At 59.5% G+C, this 21,060-nt stretch carries 25 protein-coding genes; 9 read left to right on the top strand and 16 right to left on the bottom strand.

What is annotated here, in order from left to right:
* Positions 1 to 157: 157 nt before the first annotated feature.
* Positions 158 to 1,135, top strand: coding sequence for a methylmalonyl Co-A mutase-associated GTPase MeaB (gene meaB, locus WDB91_RS02170; RefSeq protein ID WP_339113528.1), 978 nt, complete (start codon positions 158 to 160; stop codon positions 1,133 to 1,135).
* 1 nt (position 1,136) lies between these two features.
* Here meaB and WDB91_RS02165 read toward each other — a convergent pair whose 3' ends face one another.
* The 4 genes from WDB91_RS02165 to WDB91_RS02150 form a co-directional block, all read right to left on the bottom strand.
* Positions 1,137 to 1,607, bottom strand: a complete 471-nt coding sequence (locus WDB91_RS02165; RefSeq protein ID WP_339113527.1) for a copper chaperone PCu(A)C — start codon at positions 1,605 to 1,607, stop codon at positions 1,137 to 1,139.
* 34 nt (positions 1,608 to 1,641) lie between these two features.
* Positions 1,642 to 1,998 (bottom strand): hypothetical protein, encoded by a 357-nt coding sequence (locus WDB91_RS02160; RefSeq protein ID WP_339113526.1) that lies wholly within the window; start codon positions 1,996 to 1,998, stop codon positions 1,642 to 1,644.
* A 117-nt stretch (positions 1,999 to 2,115) separates the two neighbouring features.
* On the bottom strand, positions 2,116 to 2,403 hold the full coding sequence (gene rpmB, locus WDB91_RS02155) for a 50S ribosomal protein L28 (protein ID WP_339108997.1): 288 nt from the start codon (positions 2,401 to 2,403) through the stop codon (positions 2,116 to 2,118).
* Positions 2,404 to 2,570: 167 nt separating this feature from the next.
* On the bottom strand, positions 2,571 to 3,287 hold the full coding sequence (locus tag WDB91_RS02150) for an NAD-dependent deacylase (RefSeq protein WP_339113525.1): 717 nt from the start codon (positions 3,285 to 3,287) through the stop codon (positions 2,571 to 2,573).
* 28 nt (positions 3,288 to 3,315) lie between these two features.
* On the opposite strand from WDB91_RS02150, the gene WDB91_RS02145 reads away from it, so the two are divergent.
* The gene (locus WDB91_RS02145; RefSeq protein WP_339113524.1) at positions 3,316 to 3,765 is read left to right on the top strand and encodes a low molecular weight protein-tyrosine-phosphatase; all 450 of its coding nucleotides are present in this window, start codon (positions 3,316 to 3,318) and stop codon (positions 3,763 to 3,765) included.
* Positions 3,766 to 3,816: 51 nt separating this feature from the next.
* Here the strand turns inward: WDB91_RS02145 and WDB91_RS02140 are convergent, their stop codons facing one another.
* A complete protein-coding gene (locus WDB91_RS02140; protein WP_339113523.1) occupies positions 3,817 to 4,128 on the bottom strand; it encodes a hypothetical protein in 312 nt (103 codons plus the stop codon).
* Positions 4,129 to 4,255: 127 nt separating this feature from the next.
* On the bottom strand, positions 4,256 to 4,444 hold the full coding sequence (locus WDB91_RS02135; RefSeq protein ID WP_339113522.1) for a heavy metal-associated domain-containing protein: 189 nt from the start codon (positions 4,442 to 4,444) through the stop codon (positions 4,256 to 4,258).
* Between the two features lie 218 nt (positions 4,445 to 4,662).
* On the opposite strand from WDB91_RS02135, the gene lepA reads away from it, so the two are divergent.
* Positions 4,663 to 6,462 (top strand): translation elongation factor 4, encoded by a 1,800-nt coding sequence (gene lepA / locus WDB91_RS02130; RefSeq protein ID WP_339113521.1) that lies wholly within the window; start codon positions 4,663 to 4,665, stop codon positions 6,460 to 6,462.
* A 68-nt stretch (positions 6,463 to 6,530) separates the two neighbouring features.
* On the opposite strand, the gene WDB91_RS02125 is transcribed toward lepA, so the two are convergent.
* Together WDB91_RS02125 and WDB91_RS02120 are read right to left on the bottom strand one after the other, a co-directional pair.
* Positions 6,531 to 7,583, bottom strand: a complete 1,053-nt coding sequence (locus tag WDB91_RS02125) for a Hint domain-containing protein (protein ID WP_339113520.1) — start codon at positions 7,581 to 7,583, stop codon at positions 6,531 to 6,533.
* Between the two features lie 378 nt (positions 7,584 to 7,961).
* Positions 7,962 to 8,882, bottom strand: a complete 921-nt coding sequence (locus WDB91_RS02120; RefSeq protein WP_339113519.1) for an AEC family transporter — start codon at positions 8,880 to 8,882, stop codon at positions 7,962 to 7,964.
* Positions 8,883 to 9,035: 153 nt separating this feature from the next.
* Here WDB91_RS02120 and WDB91_RS02115 point away from each other — a divergent pair, with 153 nt between their 5' ends.
* Together WDB91_RS02115 and WDB91_RS02110 are read left to right on the top strand one after the other, a co-directional pair.
* Positions 9,036 to 10,148 carry an aminodeoxychorismate synthase component I gene (locus WDB91_RS02115; RefSeq protein ID WP_339113518.1) on the top strand — a complete coding sequence of 371 codons (1,113 nt, stop codon included), beginning with the start codon at positions 9,036 to 9,038 and terminating at the stop codon, positions 10,146 to 10,148.
* Complete coding sequence (locus WDB91_RS02110; protein ID WP_339113517.1) at positions 10,109 to 10,738, top strand: aminotransferase class IV; 630 nt, start codon at positions 10,109 to 10,111, stop codon at positions 10,736 to 10,738. Before WDB91_RS02115 ends, WDB91_RS02110 begins: the two co-directional genes overlap by 40 nt.
* A gap of 21 nt (positions 10,739 to 10,759) precedes the next feature.
* On the opposite strand, the gene WDB91_RS02105 is transcribed toward WDB91_RS02110, so the two are convergent.
* The 5 genes from WDB91_RS02105 to WDB91_RS02085 all read right to left on the bottom strand — a co-directional run bounded on the left by WDB91_RS02105 (position 10,760) and on the right by WDB91_RS02085 (position 15,551).
* Complete coding sequence (locus WDB91_RS02105; RefSeq protein ID WP_339113516.1) at positions 10,760 to 13,066, bottom strand: hypothetical protein; 2,307 nt, start codon at positions 13,064 to 13,066, stop codon at positions 10,760 to 10,762.
* Positions 13,063 to 13,932: a flagellar motor stator protein MotA gene (gene motA, locus WDB91_RS02100; protein WP_339113515.1), complete on the bottom strand. Its 870-nt coding sequence runs from the start codon at positions 13,930 to 13,932 to the stop codon at positions 13,063 to 13,065. Before motA ends, WDB91_RS02105 begins: the two co-directional genes overlap by 4 nt.
* Positions 13,933 to 13,995: 63 nt before the next feature.
* On the bottom strand, positions 13,996 to 14,616 hold the full coding sequence (locus tag WDB91_RS02095; protein ID WP_339113514.1) for a hypothetical protein: 621 nt from the start codon (positions 14,614 to 14,616) through the stop codon (positions 13,996 to 13,998).
* On the bottom strand, positions 14,613 to 15,041 hold the full coding sequence (locus tag WDB91_RS02090) for a hypothetical protein (RefSeq protein WP_339113513.1): 429 nt from the start codon (positions 15,039 to 15,041) through the stop codon (positions 14,613 to 14,615). Before WDB91_RS02090 ends, WDB91_RS02095 begins: the two co-directional genes overlap by 4 nt.
* 12 nt (positions 15,042 to 15,053) lie before the next feature.
* Positions 15,054 to 15,551 carry a flagellar basal body-associated FliL family protein gene (locus WDB91_RS02085; protein WP_339113512.1) on the bottom strand — a complete coding sequence of 166 codons (498 nt, stop codon included), beginning with the start codon at positions 15,549 to 15,551 and terminating at the stop codon, positions 15,054 to 15,056.
* Between the two features lie 122 nt (positions 15,552 to 15,673).
* Here WDB91_RS02085 and fliF point away from each other — a divergent pair, with 122 nt between their 5' ends.
* From fliF to fliP, 4 genes are read left to right on the top strand one after another with little or no spacing between them, the layout of a single operon-like run.
* Positions 15,674 to 17,296, top strand: coding sequence for a flagellar basal-body MS-ring/collar protein FliF (fliF, locus tag WDB91_RS02080; RefSeq protein ID WP_339113511.1), 1,623 nt, complete (start codon positions 15,674 to 15,676; stop codon positions 17,294 to 17,296).
* Positions 17,293 to 17,889 (top strand): flagellar biosynthesis protein, encoded by a 597-nt coding sequence (locus WDB91_RS02075; RefSeq protein WP_339113510.1) that lies wholly within the window; start codon positions 17,293 to 17,295, stop codon positions 17,887 to 17,889. The genes fliF and WDB91_RS02075 overlap by 4 nt, the downstream gene beginning before the upstream one ends.
* Entirely contained in the window at positions 17,882 to 18,157 is a 276-nt protein-coding gene (locus WDB91_RS02070) for a FliM/FliN family flagellar motor C-terminal domain-containing protein (protein WP_339113509.1), read from the top strand. The genes WDB91_RS02075 and WDB91_RS02070 overlap by 8 nt, the downstream gene beginning before the upstream one ends.
* Positions 18,158 to 18,164: 7 nt before the next feature.
* Complete coding sequence (fliP, locus tag WDB91_RS02065) at positions 18,165 to 18,893, top strand: flagellar type III secretion system pore protein FliP (RefSeq protein WP_339113508.1); 729 nt, start codon at positions 18,165 to 18,167, stop codon at positions 18,891 to 18,893.
* A gap of 42 nt (positions 18,894 to 18,935) precedes the next feature.
* Here the strand turns inward: fliP and WDB91_RS02060 are convergent, their stop codons facing one another.
* The 3 genes from WDB91_RS02060 to WDB91_RS02050 all read right to left on the bottom strand — a co-directional run bounded on the left by WDB91_RS02060 (position 18,936) and on the right by WDB91_RS02050 (position 20,982).
* Positions 18,936 to 19,436, bottom strand: a complete 501-nt coding sequence (locus WDB91_RS02060) for an acyl-CoA thioesterase (protein WP_339113507.1) — start codon at positions 19,434 to 19,436, stop codon at positions 18,936 to 18,938.
* A 113-nt stretch (positions 19,437 to 19,549) separates the two neighbouring features.
* A complete protein-coding gene (locus tag WDB91_RS02055; RefSeq protein ID WP_339113506.1) occupies positions 19,550 to 20,197 on the bottom strand; it encodes a GntR family transcriptional regulator in 648 nt (215 codons plus the stop codon).
* Positions 20,198 to 20,238: 41 nt separating this feature from the next.
* The gene (locus WDB91_RS02050) at positions 20,239 to 20,982 is read right to left on the bottom strand and encodes a SprT family zinc-dependent metalloprotease (RefSeq protein ID WP_339113505.1); all 744 of its coding nucleotides are present in this window, start codon (positions 20,980 to 20,982) and stop codon (positions 20,239 to 20,241) included.
* Positions 20,983 to 21,060 lie beyond the last annotated feature (78 nt).

Genomic DNA, 21,060 nt, shown 5'->3' with positions numbered 1-21,060 from the left:
TGCTCTCATGACGGTCCTTTCGTCGTGACGAAACCTGAAGCTCTTCAGGCTATGGGCTGGACATATACCTTTTGGCCGAGGCAAGAAATAGGAAGCGTTTCACAGATACTCACTCTTTTACGCTAGGTTGCAAGGATTGGCCGATAGGGGGAGAACCATGCGCAATACTGCCGATGATCTGGCGCGCGGCATTCTGGCCGGAGAAAGACGGGCTCTGGCGCGGGGTATCACGCTGATTGAATCGCAGCGTCCCGATCACCGTGCCGAAGCCTTGCGCTTATTGGATCTGCTGGCGGGCAGGGGGCATGCCCTGCGGGTCGGATTGTCGGGCACGCCGGGTGTGGGAAAATCGACCTTTATCGAGAGCTTCGGGCTGATGCTGACAGGGCAGGGCAAGAAAGTTGCCGTGCTGGCCGTCGATCCGTCCTCGGCGCGCTCGGGCGGCTCGATCCTTGGCGACAAAACGCGGATGGACTTGCTGTCGCGTGACCCCAAGGCGTTTATCCGGCCCTCGCCGTCGCAGGCGCATCTGGGCGGGGTCGCGCGGCGCACCCGCGAGGCGATCCTGCTCTGCGAGGCGGCGGGGTTCGATCTGATCCTGATCGAAACGGTGGGCGTCGGCCAGTCCGAGACACTGGTGGCCGATATGGTCGATCTGTTCGTTCTTCTGATGGCGCCTGCGGGAGGGGACGAGCTGCAGGGGGTGAAGCGGGGCATCATGGAAATGGCCGATATCCTTCTGGTCAACAAGGCTGACGGCGACCTGAAGATGACGGCGCTGCGCACGGTGGCCGATTATGCAGGTGCGCTCAGGCTGTTGCGCAAACGTCCGCAGGACCCGGAGGGGTTCCCCAAGGCGATGGCGGTGTCGGCGTTGGAGGAGGTGGGCCTCGAGACCGCATGGGACGAGATCCGCGCCTTGGCCGGTTGGCGCGAGGCCGAGGGGCATTTTGCCGCCCGCCGTGCCGAGCAGGCGCGTCACTGGTTCGAGGCAGAGGTGCGCGAGGGGCTTTTGGCGCGATTGCGCAATGATCCGGTGATCCGCGAGCGGATGGCCGCTCTGGGGGACGAAGTGGCGGCAGGGGGCACTGCGCCGGCGGTGGCCGCCGCCGCAATGCTCGAGATCCTGCGCTAGGTCAGTTGTGGCTCATGCTGCCGTGGCTCTGACCGGTCGGGCCTTCGCCCATCGTCACCTGCAGATCGACGGTCACGGGGGCGGCGTGTTCGAAATCGAGCGTAAGCTGGATATGCTCGCCCTCTTCCAGCGGTTCGGTCAAGCCCATGAACATCACATGATCGCCCCCACGCGCCAGTGCATGCGCGCCATGAGCAGGGATCGCAAAGCCCTCGGGGACGTGCAGCATCTCCATCATGCCGTTGGCATCGGCCTGATGGGTATGCAACTCGGTGCGCTCTGCGATGGTGGAGCTGACACCGACAAGACGGTCGGCCTCACCGGAAGTGTTCTCGATCGTCATGAAGGCGGCGCCGGATTTGGCGACGGGAGAAGAGATGCGCATATAGGCATCATGAACGGTGATGCCCTCGGCAAAGGCGGGCAGGCCAAGAATGAGGGTCGTGGCGGCCAGAAGGGTCGAGCGGATCATGGTGTGTCTCCTGTAAAGATCGCATTTCAAAGGGTTATGCGGCGGTCTCAGGAGGATCGCGGGCCTTCGGGAGAATGATGGCAAGGCCGCCCTCGACAGGGAGGGGGGACGTGGCATCGAGCCGGTGCATGCCGTCCGGGCGGTGCAGCACAGGCGGGGTGACGCCGAGCGAGGCCAGCAGACCCAGCGCCATATCGGGACAGATCTTCACATGACGAATCGGTGTGCCACCGGCATCGACCGTCACCGTGACCAGCCCCTGACCGCTACAGAGCACGATCTGTCCGGCCGCGCGGGTCTGACCGCGCGCGGAGGCGAATTCGAGACTGGTGAGCGCGAAGACTGTCACCAGAAGTATCGTCACAAAGGGCAAAAGCCGGAGCGTCTTCATATCCGGCGTCATAGCCTGCCGCGCGGGCCGGACCAAATGATTTCGATCAGGAAGCGCCGTAAAGAAAAAACCCCGCGCCGGAGGCACGGGGTTCGAAATCTGTCAGGATCGCGGGGATCAGGCTGCTGCCTGTGCCTTCACGATGGCCTTTTTGATTTTCAGAGCGTTGACCGAGAGGTCCGCGTCTTTTGCCTTGGCAAGGAATGCGTCCAGACCACCGCGGTGATCGACCGAACGCAGGCCATGCGCCGAAACGCGCAGTTTGAAGCTCTGGCCGAGGGTCTCGGAGATCAGGCTTACATCATTGAGGTTCGGCAGGAAGCGGCGACGCGACTTGTTGTTCGCGTGGCTTACAGTGTTGCCCGTCATCGGGCCTTTGCCGGTTAGTTCGCAAACGCGCGACATGGCATCATCCTTTGTTTCCACATGGGCGAAGATCGCCCGTTTTCGCAACATATGAAGGCGCCGCAAGCGCAGCGCCCAGAATTCTGTCCGCGGGAGATACGAGTAAACGCAGCGCAGGTCAAGCGATTCATCTGGCAATAGCGCAGCGATATGCAGGTTTTTGCACGCTATGCTTGGGTCAGCTGCTCTTTTACCCACTCCGGCACAAGCGTCGTGGCTGGTCCGTGGCGGCATTCGTCGAATCTGGAGGTGCCGGTGGAGGGGTCGAGATTGAGTTCCAGTGTGGCCACGCCCGCCCGCGCGGCGTCCTGCACGAAGCCCGCCGCCGGATAGACATTGCCCGACGTGCCGATCGACACGAACAGCTCGGCGGCGCGCAGCGCGGTCCAGATCTCGTCCATCCGGTAGGGGATCTCGCCGAACCAGACGATATCGGGGCGCGTTGCCATCTGGCCGCATTCGGGGCAGGGATCGGAAGCGCGCATGATCTCGGGGGCTGGCCAGCGTGACTTGCAGGCATGACAGATCGCGCCATAGAGGCTGCCATGCATATGGATTACGTTCCGCGCGCCGCCACGTTCGTGCAGGTCATCGACATTCTGGGTGACGATCAGCACTTCGAAGCGCGGATCGGCCTCCAGTTGGGCCAGTGCGATGTGGGCAGGGTTGGGCTGCGCTCCCGTCGAGACGGCGCGGCGCTTGTTGTAGAAATCAAGCACCAGATCGGGATCGGCCTCGAAGCCCTCGGGGGTCGCGACATCCTCTATGCGGTGCTCCTCCCACAGCCCGTCCTCGGCGCGAAAGGTGCGGATGCCGCTTTCGGCAGAGATACCGGCCCCTGTCAGAATAACGATCTTGCGGGGCGCGCGCGCGGGCTTGGCCATGGCTCTCTCCTGCTTTAAGCTCTTCTCCATGCGTATCCTTTTTCTCTGCCTAGGCAATATCTGCCGTTCGCCCGCCGCCGAAGGTGTGTTCCGTGATCTGGCCCGCAAGGCGGGGCTGGAGGTGGTGACCGATTCGGCAGGGACGGGGAGCTGGCATGCCGGCGAGCCGCCCTATGGTCCGATGCAGAAAGCGGCAAGGGCGCGCGGCTATGATCTGTCGGATCTGCGGGCGCGGCAACTGACGCGGGATGATTTCGGGCGATTCGATCTGATTCTGGCGATGGACCGGCAAAATCTGGCGGATGCGCAAAGGCTGGCACTGGTTTCTGGCGGAGCAGAGATCCGGCTGTTCCTGCCGGATGATCTGGCGGGGGGCGAGGTGCCCGATCCTTATTATACGCGGGACTTCGACGGTGTTCTGGATCTGATCGAAAGAGGGGTGCGCCGCACTCTTGCCGAGCTGAGCGCCCCGGACTGAGGGCGCCCGCGTTATGAAAAAGGGCCGGAAACCCCGGCCCGATCATCGGGATCAGTTGCTGCAGTAACCTTCTGCGGCGGATACGAAATTCTTGTAGCGCGCCCAGAAATCCTCATCCGAGGGACGATCCGAGCTGCGCACGATCTGTGCCTGATCGGGATCGGTGAAGAACTTGGCGGCGCGGCGTTGGTCGCGATTGCTGAGCGTGATATCTGCGACCTGCTGGATACAACGGCACAGGCCCGTATCGGTGGTGCGCCCCCCTTGCTGACAGGCGTTTTCCAGCGCGCCAGCCTGCGCGGTGGTGCCTAGGCTCAGGCTTAGGGTGACCGCTGCCGCTGCGGTCAGAATGATCGTCTTCATGCTCTGCCTCGATATGGTTTGCTCGGTTCTTATGGACGCTGCACGCGTATCTTTATTTTAGCAAGATGGTTAACAAACTATGAAGCTCGCCTCAAAGCAGAGTTGCCTCTCTCGCTGGATCGTGAAGTTACTCGATCACTTCCGCCGGATAGCCTGCGCCTTTGAGGGCGGCCAGAACGGTCTCAGGGGGCAGGCCGGTGACCTCGACCTCCTTGTCTTCCAGAAAGACCTCTGCCTTGCCGCCAACCTCTTCGATGGCGTTCTCGACCGAGGCCTTGCAATGCTTGCAGGTCATATTGGGGACGGACAGGATCATGGGAACCTCCTTGGGGATGCTTCCTCTAACTTGCGCGGGCAGAGACAAAGGTCAATGTGCGGCTATGAACGCCAGCGGCATATTTTTGCGCTCGGCGCGCTTCGGGCAGGCTTGCCAAGCCACGATCTTCACGCCATAGCAGGCTTTCTGCGGTAGCTTAGGGCCTGCCGTGTGAATTTCTCTTCCCGCAACGTCGAAACCTATATATATCGCGCGCCATGACCGATCTCGACCGCATTCGCAATTTCTCCATCGTGGCGCATATCGACCACGGTAAATCGACACTCGCCGACCGGCTGATTCAGCTCACCGGGACGGTGGCCGAACGTGACATGAAGGCGCAACTTCTTGATGCGATGGATATCGAGCGCGAGCGCGGTATTACGATCAAGGCGAACTCTGTCCGGATCGAGTATCCCGCAAAGGATGGTAAGACCTACATCCTGAACCTGATCGACACCCCCGGCCACGTCGACTTCGCTTACGAGGTCTCGCGCTCCATGCAGGCTGTGGAAGGATCGCTTCTGGTGGTCGATGCCAGCCAAGGCGTCGAGGCGCAGACACTGGCCAATGTCTATCAGGCCATTGATGCCGACCACGAGATCGTGCCTGTTCTCAACAAGATCGACCTCCCTGCCGCCGAACCCGAGCGGGTGAAGGAAAATATCGAGGATGTCATCGGCATCGATGCGTCCGATGCTGTGGAAATCTCGGCCAAGACGGGCCTTGGCATTCCCGATGTGCTGGAAGCCATTGTCCACCGTCTGCCCGCCCCCAAGGGCGATCGCGATGCGCCGCTGAAAGCCATGCTGGTCGATAGCTGGTATGACAGCTATCTGGGCGTTGTCGTTCTGATCCGCGTCATGGATGGCGTCGTCAAAAAGGGCGACCAGATCAAGATGATGAAGACGGGCGCCACCTACAAGCTGGACCGTCTTTCCGTGCTCAAGCCGCAGATGGTCGATATTGCCGAGCTGGGGCCGGGTGAGATCGGGGTGTTCACCGCCTCGATCAAACAGGTGCGTGACACGAAAGTGGGCGACACCATCACCCATGACAAAAAGCCCTGTGCACAGGCGCTTCCGGGCTTCAAACCGTCCATTCCGGTGGTCTTCTGTGGCCTCTTCCCCGTTGATGCCGCCGATTTCGAGGCGCTGCGCGATGCGATCGAGAAGCTGCAGCTGAATGATGCGTCCTTCTCGGCCGAGATGGAAACCTCGGCTGCCCTCGGTTTCGGCTTCCGTTGCGGCTTCTTGGGGCTTCTGCATCTCGAGGTGATCCGCGACCGTCTGGAGCGCGAATACGATCTCGATCTGATCACCACCGCACCGAGCGTTGTGTTCAAGCTGCATATGAAGGACGGCGAGGTCATCGACCTGCATAACCCCGCCGATATGCCGGATCTGACCTATGTCGACCATATCGAGGAGCCGCGGATCAAGGCCACGATCATGGTGCCCGACGAGTATCTGGGCGATGTGCTCAAGCTCTGTCAGGATCGTCGTGGCATCCAGATGGATCTGACCTATGCCGGTCAGCGGGCGATGGCGGTCTATGACCTGCCGCTCTCTGAGGTCGTCTTCGACTTCTATGACCGCCTGAAATCGGTAACCAAAGGCTATGCGTCCTTCGATTATTCGCTGATCGGCTACCGCGAGGACTTCCTTGTGAAAATGTCGATCCTGGTGAATGACGAGCCGGTGGATGCGCTCTCGATCATGGTGCATCGTGACCGCGCCGAGGCGCGTGGCCGTGCCATGTGCGAGAAGCTGAAGGACCTGATTCCGCGTCACATGTTCAAGATCCCGATTCAGGCGGCCATCGGTGCCCGCGTGATCGCGCGCGAGACGCTTTCGGCGATGCGCAAGGACGTGACCGCCAAATGTTATGGCGGGGACGCGACGCGGAAGAAGAAACTGCTTGAGAAGCAGAAGGCCGGCAAGAAGAAGATGCGGCAGTTCGGTAAGGTCGAAATCCCTCAATCCGCCTTCATCGCCGCGCTCAAGATGGATGACTGAACCACAGAAGATAAGCGAAAAGGCCCCCGGAGGGGCCTTTTCTTTTGCCGTGAGTGGCATCCTGTGTATCAGGCGAGCTCCTGCGCCAGCACGCGCCCCTGATAGGCTTTGAGGCTCTGGCGTGCCAAGGCTGGCACCTCGCCCAGCGGTAGCTCGGGAAAGAGCGATAGGACTTCGTCGCGTTGTAGCGTGTCCAGCGTATCGAGACCTGTTTCGCCCACGAAGAAACTTTCCGAGGGGCAATCTTCCGCAAAAACGATCTGATGGCATCCGAACAGGATATGGAAATACTCGACCGAGCCGCCCTGCCTTATCCGGATCGAGCAATCATTCTGCAGATGGGTCGCGGCCACGAGAATCTCGGGTTCGCCAAAGAGCAGTTCTGCCTGCCAGCCGCTGATCAGCATCCGGTGCTGTTGCGACACTTCCAGAATGCGGCTGTTTCCCAGAGCGCCCTCTTCGATGCGGATGGGGGCGAATGTGCCTCTCGCATTGACCTTTCGGTGTCCGATCCAAGCGATAGGCTGCAGCCCGTCATCTGCGGTCTGGACGAGGTCACCGACACGCAGCGTCTCGACGGGGCGTTTGCCAGCTATAGTATCGATCAGAGTGCCACGCGTGAAGCAGACCGGAAGATTGAAAGAGCCACCTGCATCGAAATCGACAGTGAGCAGGGCGTTTTTCTCGACATATTCCGTCAGGCTGGTGACGCGGAGCACCCTCAGGACCGTGGCGAGACGAGGGATACCGGCTTCAAGCTGTGACACCAGACCATCAAGAAGAGAGGCTTGGTCGCCGTTCGGATAGTGGATATAGGTCGTGCCGTCGACGTCCCAAGCTTCGAATTCGACGGAGGTGCCGACATCGAGATCCAGCCCGAAAACAGAGAGATTCAGGCTGACACCCGATGTGATCGTGCCCGATCCGATATAGGTAGCCTCTGCACCGTTCCATGTGCCGGTTTCGCCAACATCCCAGTCGCGCCCGTTGTCGGTATCCTCAACGGTCAATGTTCCGCCGGACGTGTCGGAGAAATCGCTCAGGATGAGGTTGTTCTGGATGCCGAGCAGGCTGCCATTATAGGTCTGGACGTTATCGAGCTCTTTTGTACGCGTTGTCATGAGGGGGTTCCAATCGCGAAACACTCATCAACCAAGCACCGGATACAGGTTTATGTGCCCCGCAAAGCAACATGCCTGCGGGATGGGTGGGGGCGGTGAAATGAAAGAGGCTCTACCCCGGGGCGGGGCGTCGCTAATGGGAAGGTTGCCCAGAGGGCGAGAAAGGCATTAACAGTTTTAATTTCGACAACAAACGTTGATCTTTCAATTTTTAAGTGTGCCGATCCCCATTTTACGTTTCGTCACAACGCAGAAAATGCGCAATAACCTGCTCACTTCTATTGGTTAACCTTACGAAAGTTATAATTTATTTATCTTTTATGCCGGTAGAAAAGATTGGTTTTCTGAGGGCGATTCTCCCTTGGGTTGCTTCGGTGCCTAGCGAAGCAAGTAGAGTAGGGTCGAGAGTGTCACGAAGGACAGAGCCGTTGCCGTGATAAGGGCTGTTGCGGCCACATCCTCGCGACGGAAGCGGATGCCGAAGAGCATATAGACAGACATCATCGGCAGCGAGGCATTGACGATCGCCGCGATCTGCAGATCACCGGGCATCCCCGAAAGAAGCAGGATCATCAGACCCACCCACAGCGGGTGGAGGATCAGCTTGCACAGGGTAATACGCACGACGCCCCAGCGGAAGGTGCGTAAAGACAGCTCCGCCACCGCCCCGCCGACCGTCAGCAGCGCCACAGGAGCCGCCACTGGTGTCATCAGCCCGATGGCATCCAGCGCGATCTGTGGCAGACCCAGACCGGTGGCCTTCCATATGAGCCCCGCCACCGCGCCGACAAGAAGCGGGTTGGTCAGGACCCCGAAGATCAGTTTGCGCAGTTTCGGCCATGTCAGCCCGCTCTCCGCCTCGATGATGCTTACAGCGAGGGGGATCATGATCAGGTTCTCGACCAGCAGTGCCATCGCGAAAATGTCGAAGGCAATCGCGGGGCCGGAGACCAGCGTCACGATGGGTAGCCCGAAGAAGGCCGAGTTCGAGCAGGAGCATCCCATGGCCTCGAAGGCCCTGACACCATGATCCTTGCCCGCCATCCACGCCATGCCATAGGCGCTCGCATAGCTGAGCAGCGACCCCCCGACATAGGCGGCAAACAGCATCGGATGCAGCGCGGTATCATGCTGTCCCGCGCCCACCGCCGCAAAAACGACAAGCGGCAGGAAAAACCGGATGACAAGCCGCCCCGCTCCGCGCAGATCAGCCGGCGCGATATACCGGATCCTGATCAGCACGAATCCGACGGCGATGAGCAGGTAGATCGGGAGGATGAGGCGGATAATGTCGAACATGATGAGCTGTCTTATCTATTTCACCCTTGATAGCACGGGCTATCGGAGCTGCAACGGGATTGAAAAGCCGGTTTGGGCGGTGAAATGTCGGTTTCAGCCTTGACCCATGCGCCGAAGATGCGAAGTAGGCACGAGACGCGGCAGGAAAGTCCGATGAAGGTTTTGTTCGATCACGGTCCGCTCGGGGCCCATACCTGTTTTGCGAACCCCGTCGAGGTTCTATGCGCCAACCGCCCCGAAGAGGTCGCGCCGGTCCTTGCACGGATCGAGGCATTGCAAGCCGAGGGCTACTGGTTGGCGGGCATGATGTCCTATGAGTTGGGCTATTGTTTCTCCGATAAGCTTCTGCCGCTTCTGCCCGAAACCAGACGCGATCCGTTGATTGCCTTCGCCGCCTATCACACGCCGACGGTCACACCGCCCTTGCGGGGAGCGGCCGAGCTTACCGAGTTGGTGCCGCGCTGGTCGCAGGGCGATCATGGTGCAGCCTTCTCCCGCTTGGCCGAGTATATCCGCGCGGGCGATTGCTATCAGGTCAATCTGACCTTCCCGGTGACGGGCAGGCTGACAGGGCGGCCCGAAGCGCTCTATGCGCAAATGGCACAGCAGACGCCCCTGACCTATGGCGCTTTCGTCGATTTCGGTGGAGTGCAATTCGTATCGCGGTCGCCGGAACTGTTTTTCGAGGTCGATCCGGCGCGCAATATCCGGACGCGCCCGATGAAGGGCACGCGTCCGCGCGGCGAGGATCATCAGGGCGATCAGGCGCAGATCGCGGATCTGCGTGGGTCGGAGAAAGACCGCGCGGAAAATCTGATGATCGTCGATCTCCTGCGCAACGATCTTTCCCGTGTTTCATGTCTGGGCAGTGTGAAAGTGCCCGACCTCTTTACCGTCGAGACCTATCCGACGGTGCATCAGATGGTCTCCACCGTCGAGGCCCGTTTGCAGCCCGGGGCCGGTTTCAGCCAGATTGTCGAGGCGCTCTTTCCCTGCGGTTCCATTACCGGCGCGCCCAAGATCCGCGCCATGCAGATCATTCGCGAACTCGAGCCTTGGGCGCGGGGGCTGTATTGCGGGACCATCGGCTGGATCGGACCGCAGGGGAATATGGCCTTCAACGTGGCGATCCGCACTTTGCGATGCGAGGCAGGGGCAGTTACGCTGAATGTCGGAGGCGGGATCGTCTATGATAGCCGTGCCGAGGCCGAATATGAGGAGGCCCTATGGAAAAGTCGCTACGCCGGAGCTGTCCTCCGGACCTGAAGGTCATCGAGACATTCCGCGTCGAGGGCGGGGTAGCCATCCGGCTGGATCTGCATCTGGATCGGTTGAAGCGCACCTGTCTCTCGCTCGGTATCACGCTGGATCGCGGGAGAGTGCAGCAGTGCTTGCAAAAGCTGCCTGCGACAGGGGCCTATCGCGTGCGTTTGACAGTCGGGCTCGAGGGCGTGGTTGATCTACAATGCGTGGCGCTCGGCCCGGCGATGCCGGAATGGAATGTGGCGGTTGCGCAGCCGCGTCTGTCATCGGGCGATCCGTGGCTGCAGATAAAGACAACCCAACGCGCTCTTTATGACGAGACACGCAAAACATTGCCGCGAGGCGTTGATGAGTGGATTTTTCTCAACGAGCGTGACGAGGTGTGCGAAGGCACCATCACGAATATCTTCGTCGAGCGGTCGGAGGTCTTTCTAACTCCACCGACCGTTTCGGGGCTGTTACCCGGAGTGCTGCGCGAGAGCCTGCTGGTCAAAGGGCGTGCCCGAGAACAGGTGCTTCGGCTTGAGGATCTGCAAGACGGTTTCTGGCTCGGCAACTCGCTTCGCGGCCTTATTCCGGCGAAGCTCGTCTAGCCGCGCCGAAGCTCGCCTGTCTCAGCGCGCATTCAGACTTTCGAGAAGGTTGTTGAGGGCATCACGCTCTTCGGCACTGCGATCCAGAAGACGCTGCGCATTGGAAAGTTCGCCCTGAGGGGCTGCCTCCGAGGTGGACCCTGTAAGCCCGAAGGCCTGTACGAAAGCCTTTTCGGGCTCGGAGCCCGAGGTCGCGAGTGTTTCCCAATCCTGCCGTCGTAACGCATTGTCGGGGCCTGCGTCAGAAAGTTGCGGAACTCCGCCGCCTTCGTTCAGGGTATCCCCGCCAAGGAAGTAATTTTGGGCTTGCAGGCGTATTTGTTGGGCTTCTTCCGTATCGATTCCATCAACATAAGTCATGGCGGCAGGGCCATCATGTTCCAGTAGAGCAGCTTTTGCCATAAGAATACGCGATGGATCCGATAACGGGCGCTCGTTCTCGAGTAACGTCTGGACGCTATCGGGCAGGCCGAGATCGACGAGGCGCCCGGCCATGTGCTGATGATCGTCCAGTGTGAGATTCGCAGCCTCTATCTCTGGTTTATGCTGGAAGAAGAAGATCAGCATTTCCTTGTCATCAAGCTCACGGATGGCGCGCTGCAGGATCTCTTCTTCGGTTTTTTTCTTCATCTCAGGTTGCTGATCGTCCGGCCAACGCGCAAGGGTCAACATTGCGCCGTTCCAGTCGTCACGGCTGGCTCGGCCCAAGGCGTCTGCACGTAACAGCTTTGCGCCATCCTCAGAGGGCAACAGTTCGATCGCGAGCGCTGACGCGTTCTCCAGAACAAGCTCGTCCATAGCGTAATGATCGCGGAACGCGGCTTCCGCGATCATGAGAGTTGCGCCCACAGAGTCATCATTGTCACGCTCGACGACAGGCTTCAGCCTCTGCTCTAGAGCATTTGCCGTTTCACGCTCGCTATCGATAGTTGCATCAAGCATAACGGCTTGCAAACTCTTGTTTTCTTCGCCGCGCCCCAGTGAGAAACGGACGGTTTCCGCTTCACCGGGATAGCCGAGGGCAATAAGTTTGTTTGCGAGTGGAACGCCTAGCGACCGCCGCAGAGAAATAGGCAGGTCGGAATAGGTGCGCTGGATGGCTTTCATGTTGATTTCGAGCGGATCGGAGGTGTTCTGTCCCAGCAAGGCCCAAAAAGCCACTGAACCGTCGCAGGTGCTCATCGAGAGAAGAGGGTTGTTCTGGGCTACCGGCTTTCCGTCGACGATCCCCGCCATCAGGTGGATCACGTTCTGAGCGTCGTCATCGACCGAAAAATTCTCGACGATTGCCTCTGCTTCGGCGCCAAATCCGAGTGCGATATAAATCTGTGCCAGTCGCAATGCGACAGTCTCGTCGGGCTTGTCGAACTCGCCTATCAGAGAACGTCTCAGGTTCGAGATCAGAGCAAAGGGGTCACCTTCCTCGGACCATTCGCGGAGCGCGAAGCTGGAATTGGGTGCGCAACGCTTATCTCCTAAGGCATCGTCGAACGCGCTTTGCAACGATCCTGCGTCGCGGTCGATTACCGTCTCGGAATGAATCGCAATATGCTCATTTTGCCGCGTTGGTTCTGGAGCCGGCGCCTCTGCAGGCGCCGCCATCGGTTCCGGCGGCGGCGCCTGCGGCATTTCGAGTTTGATCAACCCTTGTGAAGCGGCACGACTAAGCTGCTTCAGAAGCTGCTCTTCAGCTTCCGAGACACGATCATCGTCGTCGTTGAGCAACTGATCTAGCGCCAGAGCACTTTCTACCGATGTGTCTGCTTGGGGGGTAGCTTCTTCTTGAGCTGGCGCAGTGAGGGCAGAGTTCGCTTTGCCGAGGGAAAGCTGGTCGGAAAGGCGCCAGTAAACCGCCGGATCGGAAAGCGCGATAGCCGTAGACGTTGGAGGCGTACTGGCCACTCGAGGGCTTGAAGGGTTGATTTCTATTTGAGGCGGGGAGGCTGGTGCCCGCGCAGACGGTTGTGGGGCCATCGATTTCCTCGCATCGACAACAACTTCACCGGATGCCAACTCGAAGGCGGTCAGTTCGATATCGTCTGGGGTCTGGATATCTAGGCTGGATGAGCCATTAACGGGGTAGAGATCGTTAATGCGTGTACGGGGAATGAAGTAGAACACGTTATCCAGATTGTACTCAATTTCCGGCCTGTTGACCGAAAAAGAATAACCGTTCTCGTTCTGCTCGAGTGACCAGTCAACTTTATCGCGGAACAGAAAAACTAGGCGCGTAAAATCTGGATGCTCTCCCGATTGAACGGTTACGGTCTGGGCCGTGGTGACCGTTGCTATCGTGGTAAATATCGCGCCGACAAAAAGATGCCTCATGCTGCCTCCGACTTGACGGATTTAAGCGCTTCTTCCAGTGCCGAAAAACTCGGGCGAATATGGTGAGGAGTGTTCTGGCGCCCGACTTCGATGCAGATATTGGTCGCGTGGTTATGCAAATTTGCCACGAGGACTTCTCGGATCAACTTGTAGAAATGGGAATCCTCATCGACAACAGCCTTGATGCGCGACGCAAAGGGACCGATGAACCCATAGGCCAAGAAGACGCCGAGGAAGGTTCCGACCAGCGCCCCACCGATCATCTTGCCGAGCACTTCGGGCGGCTGGTCGATGGAGCCCATCGTCTTGATAACGCCGAGCACAGCAGCCACAATCCCGAGCGCGGGCATTGCGTCAGCGACGTTCTGGATCGCATGACTGGAATGCATTGCGTGATGGTAATTGGCTTCGAGCTGCTTCTCGAGAACCTCTTCGACCTGATGGGGGTCGTCATAGTTCATAGAGGCCGAGCGCAGCGTGTCGCAGATCATTTCGACGGCTTCGTGGTCATGGAGAATCTTCGGATATTTCCCAAAAATCGAAGAGTTCTCGGGGTCTTCGATATGTTCTTCAATGGCCACGGGGTTTTGCCGCTGCAGGCGGATCAACTCGAACAGCAGACAGAGAAGATCCCGATAATCATCAGGCTTCCATTTCGGCCCCTTGAAGACTTTCCCGATGTCCTTCAGCGCGTGTTTGATAGACGCCATGTCATTTGACAGGATAAAGGCCCCGACGGCCGCGCCCCCGATCATAATCATCTCAAAGGGGAGTGATTTCAGGATAATTCCCATCTTGCCACCGGCTGCTACATAGCCGCCAAATACCATGGCGAAGATGATCACGATTCCCACTATGCCAATCATCGTCCGTCTCCATTGTTACGATGCAAGCATCGCAAAGGACGTTTAAAAAACTACTGACGCGCTTTACCTTTTTGGGGCGTTCGCGTTCCGACCTGCCATCAATACGCTGATCGTATAGGCGGTGTCCGGGGACAGACCTGCCATAATCGATGCAGCCGCGGCGGGTTGCATGCGCCCGAGGAAGCCTGCCGCAAATTCCGGCGCCATGGTCTCGAATAGAGGAACGGCTTGTTTCGGCTTCATATTTTCATAGAGCGTCACAAGTCGAGTTACATCGTCCTCGGCACCGCGATCCGCAATCTGGACAGTTTTGGCGAGCTCTTCCTCGGCGGTTTTCATTTCTTCGATGCGCTGCCTCAGCCGATCTTCTGCGACGCTGATCGCTGTGGCACGGTTGGCCAGAAGGGCTTCGCGTTCATCAAGCTTGCCGGAGCGGGCATTCACCTCGGATAGAAGCGCCATGACGCCTTCTTCTGTCGTGCAGGTTGGAGAGGTCACAGCGTTGGTGAGATCTGCGGCCTTCGCAAATGCCGTGTCTGCACCTGCCGCAATACGGATCGCGGCCGAGCCTGCGAGGAGCGTTGCGATGATCATCAGCGTATTGCGCGCCGGTCTGCGCGGGGTGGCTTTGGGCTTTCGCGCCGCTTGCGGTTTGCGAGCGTCTTTCTTTTCGGTCGCGCTCATTCCGCGGCCTCCATGTTGTCACGGTTACGGCGCCGTACGACGCGCGGGCGCTTCGGGGCATTGGCCTCTTCGGTCATCACGGGTTCCAGGGGAACCGTAGGAGCGGGACGCGGTTCGGGAGTTGTGTCCTGAGGGGCAGGCTCCGGAAGATCATGCAGCGAGGCGAGCATGATCTCCAGTTTCTCCGCGCCGATCTCCGCGCGTTTCGTGAGCGTCCGCAGCTGCTCCGCCGAGGTATTTGCTGTGCTTTGCGCCTTTTCCAGAGCCTTGGTCAGTTCATCGACCTGAGCGGATAGAACGGCAATCGCGCCGCCCATTCCGCTTTCAAGCTGATTGAACTTCTTGAGGCGGCGCGACAGGACAATACAGTAGACGGCAGCACCCAGAGCGCCAGCGATCAGCAGGATATTAGAGATAAGTTCCATGGTCTGCATTCCTCAGTTCAGCACAAATTCGATGATAAGCAGATCATTCACACGGCCCTCGCCGGTGACGATCTGGATGCGCCGCAACATCTGTGCGCGAAGCTTGATGAGTGCGGTGCGGTCCTCAAGCTCGCTCAGATCTACAGCGCGCAGATAACCGTTCAGCACATCCATGACGCGCGGCCGCAGCTTCTCGACATCGGCCTGATACGCCGTCGGGACTTCAAGCTCGGCGCTGAAGCGTAGATGGCGCGAGGCAGAATCGCTAAGCGAGATCACCATCGGATCGAGTTTGATAAAGGAAATATCCGGCAGATCCGCCGGTTTTGGAACCTCTTCGGCATGTGGATCCTCTGCCGCCGGAGGGGCGAGAATCATGCCGGAATAAAGTGCGAAGAAACTGCCGCCGCCAAAGACGAGCATCAGCACGAGGCCGATAATTAGCGGAAGTTTCGACTTTTTCTTCGGCTCTTCTGAGCCTTCTATCTGATCTGCTGTTGCTTCTGCCATGGGATCATTCCGATTACTTCGTTGAAACCGTAATAAACCCAGACCCACTAACCGATTGTTAAGGGCGATCGGCGAAACATGAGACGACGACGGGACAGAAGGTCCGCTCATGGAGGTGCGTCTTGGAACAGGTAACGGCCGTTTGGCAAGCGATGGATACGCGGCGGCGTTTCATTGTGCTCGCAGCAACCGGGATCGTCTTCGCGGCGATCCTGCTTCTTTCTAATATGGCATCCAAGCCATCCTACTCTCTCCTCTATGCAGGACTGGAAGGGAAAAGCTCTGGGGAGGTTGTCAGCGCGCTCGAACAGCGTGGCGTTCCTTATGAAATCCGTGGCGATTCGATCTATGTCGATGCAACCCAGCGCGACGAGCTTCGCATGACGCTTGCCTCCGAAGGACTACCGGCGATGGGCGGCGCCGGATATGAGCTGCTCGATTCGATGTCCGGATTTGGCACGACCTCGCAGATGTTCGATGCGGCCTATTGGCGCGCAAAAGAGGGCGAGCTGGCGCGGACGATTGTAGCCAATCCCGGCATCCGCTCGGCCCGTGTCCATATCGCACATGGCAGCGATAACGCTTTCCGCCGTTCGATCGAGCCGACGGCTTCCGTCTTCATCACTGCAGTCTCCGGCTCTATCAGCCAACAGCAAGCGCGCGCGCTTAAGCATCTTGTTGCCTCGGCGGTCACGGGTATGAAGCCCGAAGATGTTTCGGTGATCGATGCGAATGGTGGTCTGATCTCTACCGGTGACGATGACAACATCCTGCAAAATGGCGAAGATCGTGCAGCCGAGCTGAAAAAGAACGTGGAACGACTTCTGGAAGCGCGTGTTGGTCGTGGGAATGCCGTGGTGGAGATCTCGCTCCGTACCGCTTTGGAAAGCGAATCTATCACCGAACGCGTGATCGACCCGGCCAGCCGGATCGCAATTTCGACCGACGCTCAGGAGCAGAGTGACAGTTCCCAATCGACCGACCCGGCGAATGTGACCGTTGCATCCAACCTTCCTACCGGCAATGCGAATGCGGGTGGTCAGTCCCAGAGCAACAGCTCGCAGACCCGCGAGCGCACCAATTTCGATGTGTCCGAGACACGGCGCGAGGTTCTGCGTAAACCGGGTAGTGTGACACGCCTCACCGTCGCAGTGCTGGTGAATGGCCTCCCGACCACCGGTGCCGATGGTACCGTGACCTGGGCGCCGCGCCCTCAGGCTGAACTGGACCAGCTTCAAGCGCTCGTGTCGTCGGCTGTAGGCTTTGACGAAGCGCGTGGCGATGTGATCACCCTGCAAAGCATGCAATTCGAGCCGACGCTGATCGAAGGCATCGAGGCGATGTCGGGAGGCTTCATGGGTGGCCAGAACCTTGATGTCATGCAGCTTATCCAGCTGGGTGTGCTGGCGGTGGTGGCGCTTATCCTCGGTCTTTTCGTGATGAAGCCTATCCTGACCCAGCGCCAGCAGGTTGCACAGCTGCCTCCTGCTGCAGGTGACCCGAATGCACTGACTGGCGAGATTGCCGATGGCGACTTGCCCGATGATATGCCGCTCGTGTCCGGGCTCGGGGGCGGTGACGAACTGGGCGGTTTCGACATGCCCTTCGCCATGGGCAACGCCTTTGATGATGCAGAAAATGATGCCGATCCGGTCGACCGGTTGAAACGCCTGATCGAAGAGCGACGCGACGAGACCGTAGAGATCTTGCGCAGCTGGATGGATGAGAAGGAGGAACGTGCGTGATGCAGCGGTTCGAACTGGAATCCTTTGAAACGACCTCGCATGTGCCGCAATCCGTGACCGTGGAACATGCCGAACTCGAGGAAATCAAGCTCGCGGCCTTCGAAAAGGGCTACTCGGCAGGCTGGGAAGATGCGGTCGCGGCCCAGAATGCCGAGGAGGCGCGTTTGCGCGCCGATCTGGGCCAGAACCTGCAGGCGCTCTCTTTTACCTTCCACGAAGCGCGTCAGCATGTGCTCGAGGCCATGAAGCCGCTGCTTGTTGATATGACTGCAAAAGTTCTGCCGACTGTTGCACGCCAGACGCTGGCACAGACAATCGCGGAGCAGGTCATGCCGATGGCGACCGAGCTTGCCGATACGCCGCTCACCGTGGTGGTTAACCCTAATAGCCTCGAGCAGGTGCGGGAGCTTCTCTCGCAGGAGAAAAGCCTGCCAATGAGCTTTGTTGCAGAAGATACGCTGGGCGAAGGGCAGGTCTATCTGCGCTTCGGCGGCAAAGAAACGCATATCGACCTTGATGGTGTTATCGCACTGATCGGCGATGCGATTGCCAGTTATTTTGGCGCGGTCCAGAAGGAGCAGAATAATGACTGAGGCGGCAACCCAATCCTCGAACCCATTTACCCAAGTGCCGATCGAGATCACTATCTCGGTGGGTAAGGCGCGCCCGATGGTGCGTGACCTTCTGCGTATGAAGCGCGATTCGGTCCTGCCGTTGGACAGCCGCGTCGATGATCCGGTCGAGCTCTATGTTGGGGACAAGCTGATCGCGCGTGGCGAACTGACCGAGCTGCAGGGCGATCACGCCGGGCAACTGGGCGTGCGTCTGACCGAGGTGATCGATCTGCAAAACGGGCTGTGACATGACAATGTCACGCCTAATTTGTTACGGCGCATTAACGTTAATGCTTTCTGCGGCGCCGGGTTTGGCGCAAGAGGTCACTCTGGATTTCGGCGGCGAGAATAGCCTGACGGGCAGTTCGGTTCTGCTGATCTCTGCGGTGACCCTGCTAAGCCTCGCGCCCGGCATCATGATTATGGTGACCTGTTTTCCGTTCATTGTCACGGTTCTGTCGATCCTGCGTCAGGCGATCGGTCTGCAGGCGGCGCCGCCGAATATGCTGATCATCTCGTTGGCGCTGTTTCTGACATGGTTTATTATGGAGCCCACCTTCATGGACGCCTATACCAACGGTATTGCGCCCCTGATGAACGGTCAGCTCGAGATGATGCCCGCACTGGAGCGCGCGATAGAGCCGTTCCGGACCTTCATGGCAGGGCGCACCAACCCCGAGACCTTCGCATCTCTGGCCCAGCTCCGCTCGCCTGATGCGGCCCTTGCGCTGTCGCCGGATGTGCCGCTCTCGACCCTGGTGCCGTCTTTCATGCTGTCGGAGATCGCGCGTGCCTTCCAGATCGGCTTCCTGATCTACATTCCGTTTCTGGTGATCGACCTCGTGGTATCGGCCGTGCTGATGTCGATGGGGATGATGATGGTGCCGCCTGCGGTCGTGTCCTTGCCCTTCAAGCTGGCCTTCTTTGTGGTGGCCAATGGCTGGGTGCTGATCTCGGACGCGCTGGTGCGCAGCTACTTCTAACGCGAAAGGCGCCCCTCGGGGCGCCTTTTCCAGTTCCGTGGCTTACTTGACCTTGGCAGAGGCTTCTTCCATCCGCTTGCCATGTTCCTTGCGCAGCTCCTTGCGCAGCTCTGCGGCATCCCAGCGGTGCTGCTCTTCCTCGTTCTGCGGCACCAGCTTCGGCACCTCGACCGGTTTGCCGATCTCGTCCACGGCCACCATCGTGAAATAGCAGCTATTGGTGTGGCGGCGGCGGCCTGCGGTGATGTTCTCGGCCTCGACGCGGATCCCGATTTCCATCGAGGAGCGGCCGGTATGGTTCACGGCGGCCTGGAACCGCACCAGCTCGCCCACGAGGATCGGCTGTTTGAAGGTCACCTGATCGACCGAGAGCGTGACCGCATAAGAGCCCGAATAGCGTGAGGCCAGCGTGAAGGCCACGCGGTCCAGCTCGGCCAACAGCGCCCCGCCATGCACCTTGCCGGAGAAATTCGCCATATCCGGCGTCATCAGAACGTTCATCTCGAGCGTCTTGCGCTCGTCTTCGGTCAATCTACTGGCCATACCCGTCATGTCCCACTTACCTTTCCGTGCCTTAAGCCATGCTGTGACCGGAATGGGAACCCCCGACGGCGCAAAGGTGCCTTGCACATGGAGGATATGTCACAGCCCGCACATTATTGTGCCAGATGTCGCAGACCTTGGGTCACATCCGTGCGGATCGCAAGCCGTAAACCGGGGTCGTCGCCTGCCCGTAGCGCGGCGAGGATCAATCTGTGGTGACGCGGCGGTTCATTGCGCTGCATGGACGCATAATAGGTGCTCATCGTCGGACCCAGCTGCAGCCAGACGGTCTCGATCACGGCGAGGATCGCGGGGGCCTGTGCGCGCAGATAGAGCGTGCGGTGGAATTCCAGATTGGTGCGGATATACCCGATCGCATCCATCTTCACCACGGCCTCGGCATTGGCGTGGTTGATGGCCGTCAACCGGTCGATCAGCGCCATGTGGGCGCGGGGCAGGGCGCGCGAGGCCAGTTCGGGCTCGATCAGGGCGCGCAAGGCGGCCAGCTCCTCGATCCGTTCGTTCGACAGCATCGGCGTTGTTACCCGTCCCGAGGCCGAGAGAAACAGTGCGCCTTCCGCAACCAGACGCCGCAGCGCCTCGCGCACGGGGGTCATCGAGACACCATTCTCCTTGGCCAGCCCGCGCAGGGTCATCGGCGTGCCGGGCGGGATTTCCCCGTGCATGATCTGCATGCGCAGGCGCCGGTATAGCTTGTCATGCGCGGCGCTATCGATCTGGCGTGTGGTGATGGTGGTCATGGTCTCTATGTGATGAGCTTTGGGGGGCAGGTCAATGGGCATCAGGGCGCGCGGAAATGCGTCGCATGTAGCCGGCCGCCTTCCTCACGCAGCCAGCGCCGCTCTTTGCGCCAGCTCGGGCGCAGCTCCTCGACGATGGACCAGAAGGCGGGAGAGTGGTTCATCTCCACGAGATGCGCCACCTCATGGGCCGCCACATAGTCCAGCACCTCGGGCGGGGCCATGATCAGCCGCCAGCTATAGCTGAGCGCGCCTTTCGAACTGCACGATCCCCAGCGCGAGCGGGTGTCACGCAGGGTGATGGCGCTGAAATTGCGCCCGATCCGCGCGGCGTAATGCTCCGTCGCGCTCTGGAGCCTGCGGCGGGCATTATGCTTGAGGAAGCTCTCCAGCTTGCGCGCCATGCGGTCCTCGGGACCGGGCACGAAAAGGGTCGTGCCTTCGCGTAGCGGCAACCGCCCCTGACCGGGCGCCAATGTCACCTCTTGCCCCTCATAGAGGATGCTCTGGCCGTAGCCTACGAGCGTCACCGAGGGCATGCGCGCAATCGCTTCGCTAAGCCAGTCGGTCTGGGCGCGGGCGAATGCAATTGCCTCCTTTTGGGTGCCACGCTGCGGGATGGTCAGGGTTACGCTTCCGTCGCTGCGCGAGACCCTGAGCCCGTAGCGCCGCGCCCGTGCCGAACGGTTGAGACGGATCGCCACACCGGGCAATTCGGGCAGTTCGATGAAGGCGGGCTCCGCCTTGACGGGAGGGGGAGTGCGTTTGCGCGACAGGAAAGCCATGATCCAGATACAACCCCTTCATCCCATTCGGCGAAAATTTCGAAAAAGCTTTGACACGCCTCGGTCATTGTGGCAGTT

It is taken from the genome of Thioclava sp. GXIMD2076, from assembly GCF_037949795.1.
Classification (GTDB): Bacteria; Pseudomonadota; Alphaproteobacteria; order Rhodobacterales; family Rhodobacteraceae; genus Thioclava; species Thioclava kandeliae.
The sequence above is the reverse complement of the archived record's forward strand: the minus strand, read 5'-3'. Positions and strand labels throughout refer to the sequence as shown.

Coding starts and splice junctions, on each gene's coding strand:
- meaB (WP_339113528.1), top strand. CDS start 158: ATGCGCAATACTGCCGATGATCTGGCGCGCGGCATTCTGGCCGGAGAA.
- WDB91_RS02165 (WP_339113527.1), bottom strand. CDS start 1,607: ATGATCCGCTCGACCCTTCTGGCCGCCACGACCCTCATTCTTGGCCTG.
- WDB91_RS02160 (WP_339113526.1), bottom strand. CDS start 1,998: ATGAAGACGCTCCGGCTTTTGCCCTTTGTGACGATACTTCTGGTGACA.
- rpmB (WP_339108997.1), bottom strand. CDS start 2,403: ATGTCGCGCGTTTGCGAACTAACCGGCAAAGGCCCGATGACGGGCAAC.
- WDB91_RS02150 (WP_339113525.1), bottom strand. CDS start 3,287: ATGGCCAAGCCCGCGCGCGCGCCCCGCAAGATCGTTATTCTGACAGGG.
- WDB91_RS02145 (WP_339113524.1), top strand. CDS start 3,316: ATGCGTATCCTTTTTCTCTGCCTAGGCAATATCTGCCGTTCGCCCGCC.
- WDB91_RS02140 (WP_339113523.1), bottom strand. CDS start 4,128: ATGAAGACGATCATTCTGACCGCAGCGGCAGCGGTCACCCTAAGCCTG.
- WDB91_RS02135 (WP_339113522.1), bottom strand. CDS start 4,444: ATGATCCTGTCCGTCCCCAATATGACCTGCAAGCATTGCAAGGCCTCG.
- lepA (WP_339113521.1), top strand. CDS start 4,663: ATGACCGATCTCGACCGCATTCGCAATTTCTCCATCGTGGCGCATATC.
- WDB91_RS02125 (WP_339113520.1), bottom strand. CDS start 7,583: ATGACAACGCGTACAAAAGAGCTCGATAACGTCCAGACCTATAATGGC.
- WDB91_RS02120 (WP_339113519.1), bottom strand. CDS start 8,882: ATGTTCGACATTATCCGCCTCATCCTCCCGATCTACCTGCTCATCGCC.
- WDB91_RS02115 (WP_339113518.1), top strand. CDS start 9,036: ATGAAGGTTTTGTTCGATCACGGTCCGCTCGGGGCCCATACCTGTTTT.
- WDB91_RS02110 (WP_339113517.1), top strand. CDS start 10,109: ATGGAAAAGTCGCTACGCCGGAGCTGTCCTCCGGACCTGAAGGTCATC.
- WDB91_RS02105 (WP_339113516.1), bottom strand. CDS start 13,066: ATGAGGCATCTTTTTGTCGGCGCGATATTTACCACGATAGCAACGGTC.
- motA (WP_339113515.1), bottom strand. CDS start 13,932: ATGATTGGCATAGTGGGAATCGTGATCATCTTCGCCATGGTATTTGGC.
- WDB91_RS02095 (WP_339113514.1), bottom strand. CDS start 14,616: ATGAGCGCGACCGAAAAGAAAGACGCTCGCAAACCGCAAGCGGCGCGA.
- WDB91_RS02090 (WP_339113513.1), bottom strand. CDS start 15,041: ATGGAACTTATCTCTAATATCCTGCTGATCGCTGGCGCTCTGGGTGCT.
- WDB91_RS02085 (WP_339113512.1), bottom strand. CDS start 15,551: ATGGCAGAAGCAACAGCAGATCAGATAGAAGGCTCAGAAGAGCCGAAG.
- WDB91_RS02070 (WP_339113509.1), top strand. CDS start 17,882: ATGACTGAGGCGGCAACCCAATCCTCGAACCCATTTACCCAAGTGCCG.
- fliP (WP_339113508.1), top strand. CDS start 18,165: ATGTCACGCCTAATTTGTTACGGCGCATTAACGTTAATGCTTTCTGCG.
- WDB91_RS02060 (WP_339113507.1), bottom strand. CDS start 19,436: ATGGCCAGTAGATTGACCGAAGACGAGCGCAAGACGCTCGAGATGAAC.
- WDB91_RS02055 (WP_339113506.1), bottom strand. CDS start 20,197: ATGACCACCATCACCACACGCCAGATCGATAGCGCCGCGCATGACAAG.
- WDB91_RS02050 (WP_339113505.1), bottom strand. CDS start 20,982: ATGGCTTTCCTGTCGCGCAAACGCACTCCCCCTCCCGTCAAGGCGGAG.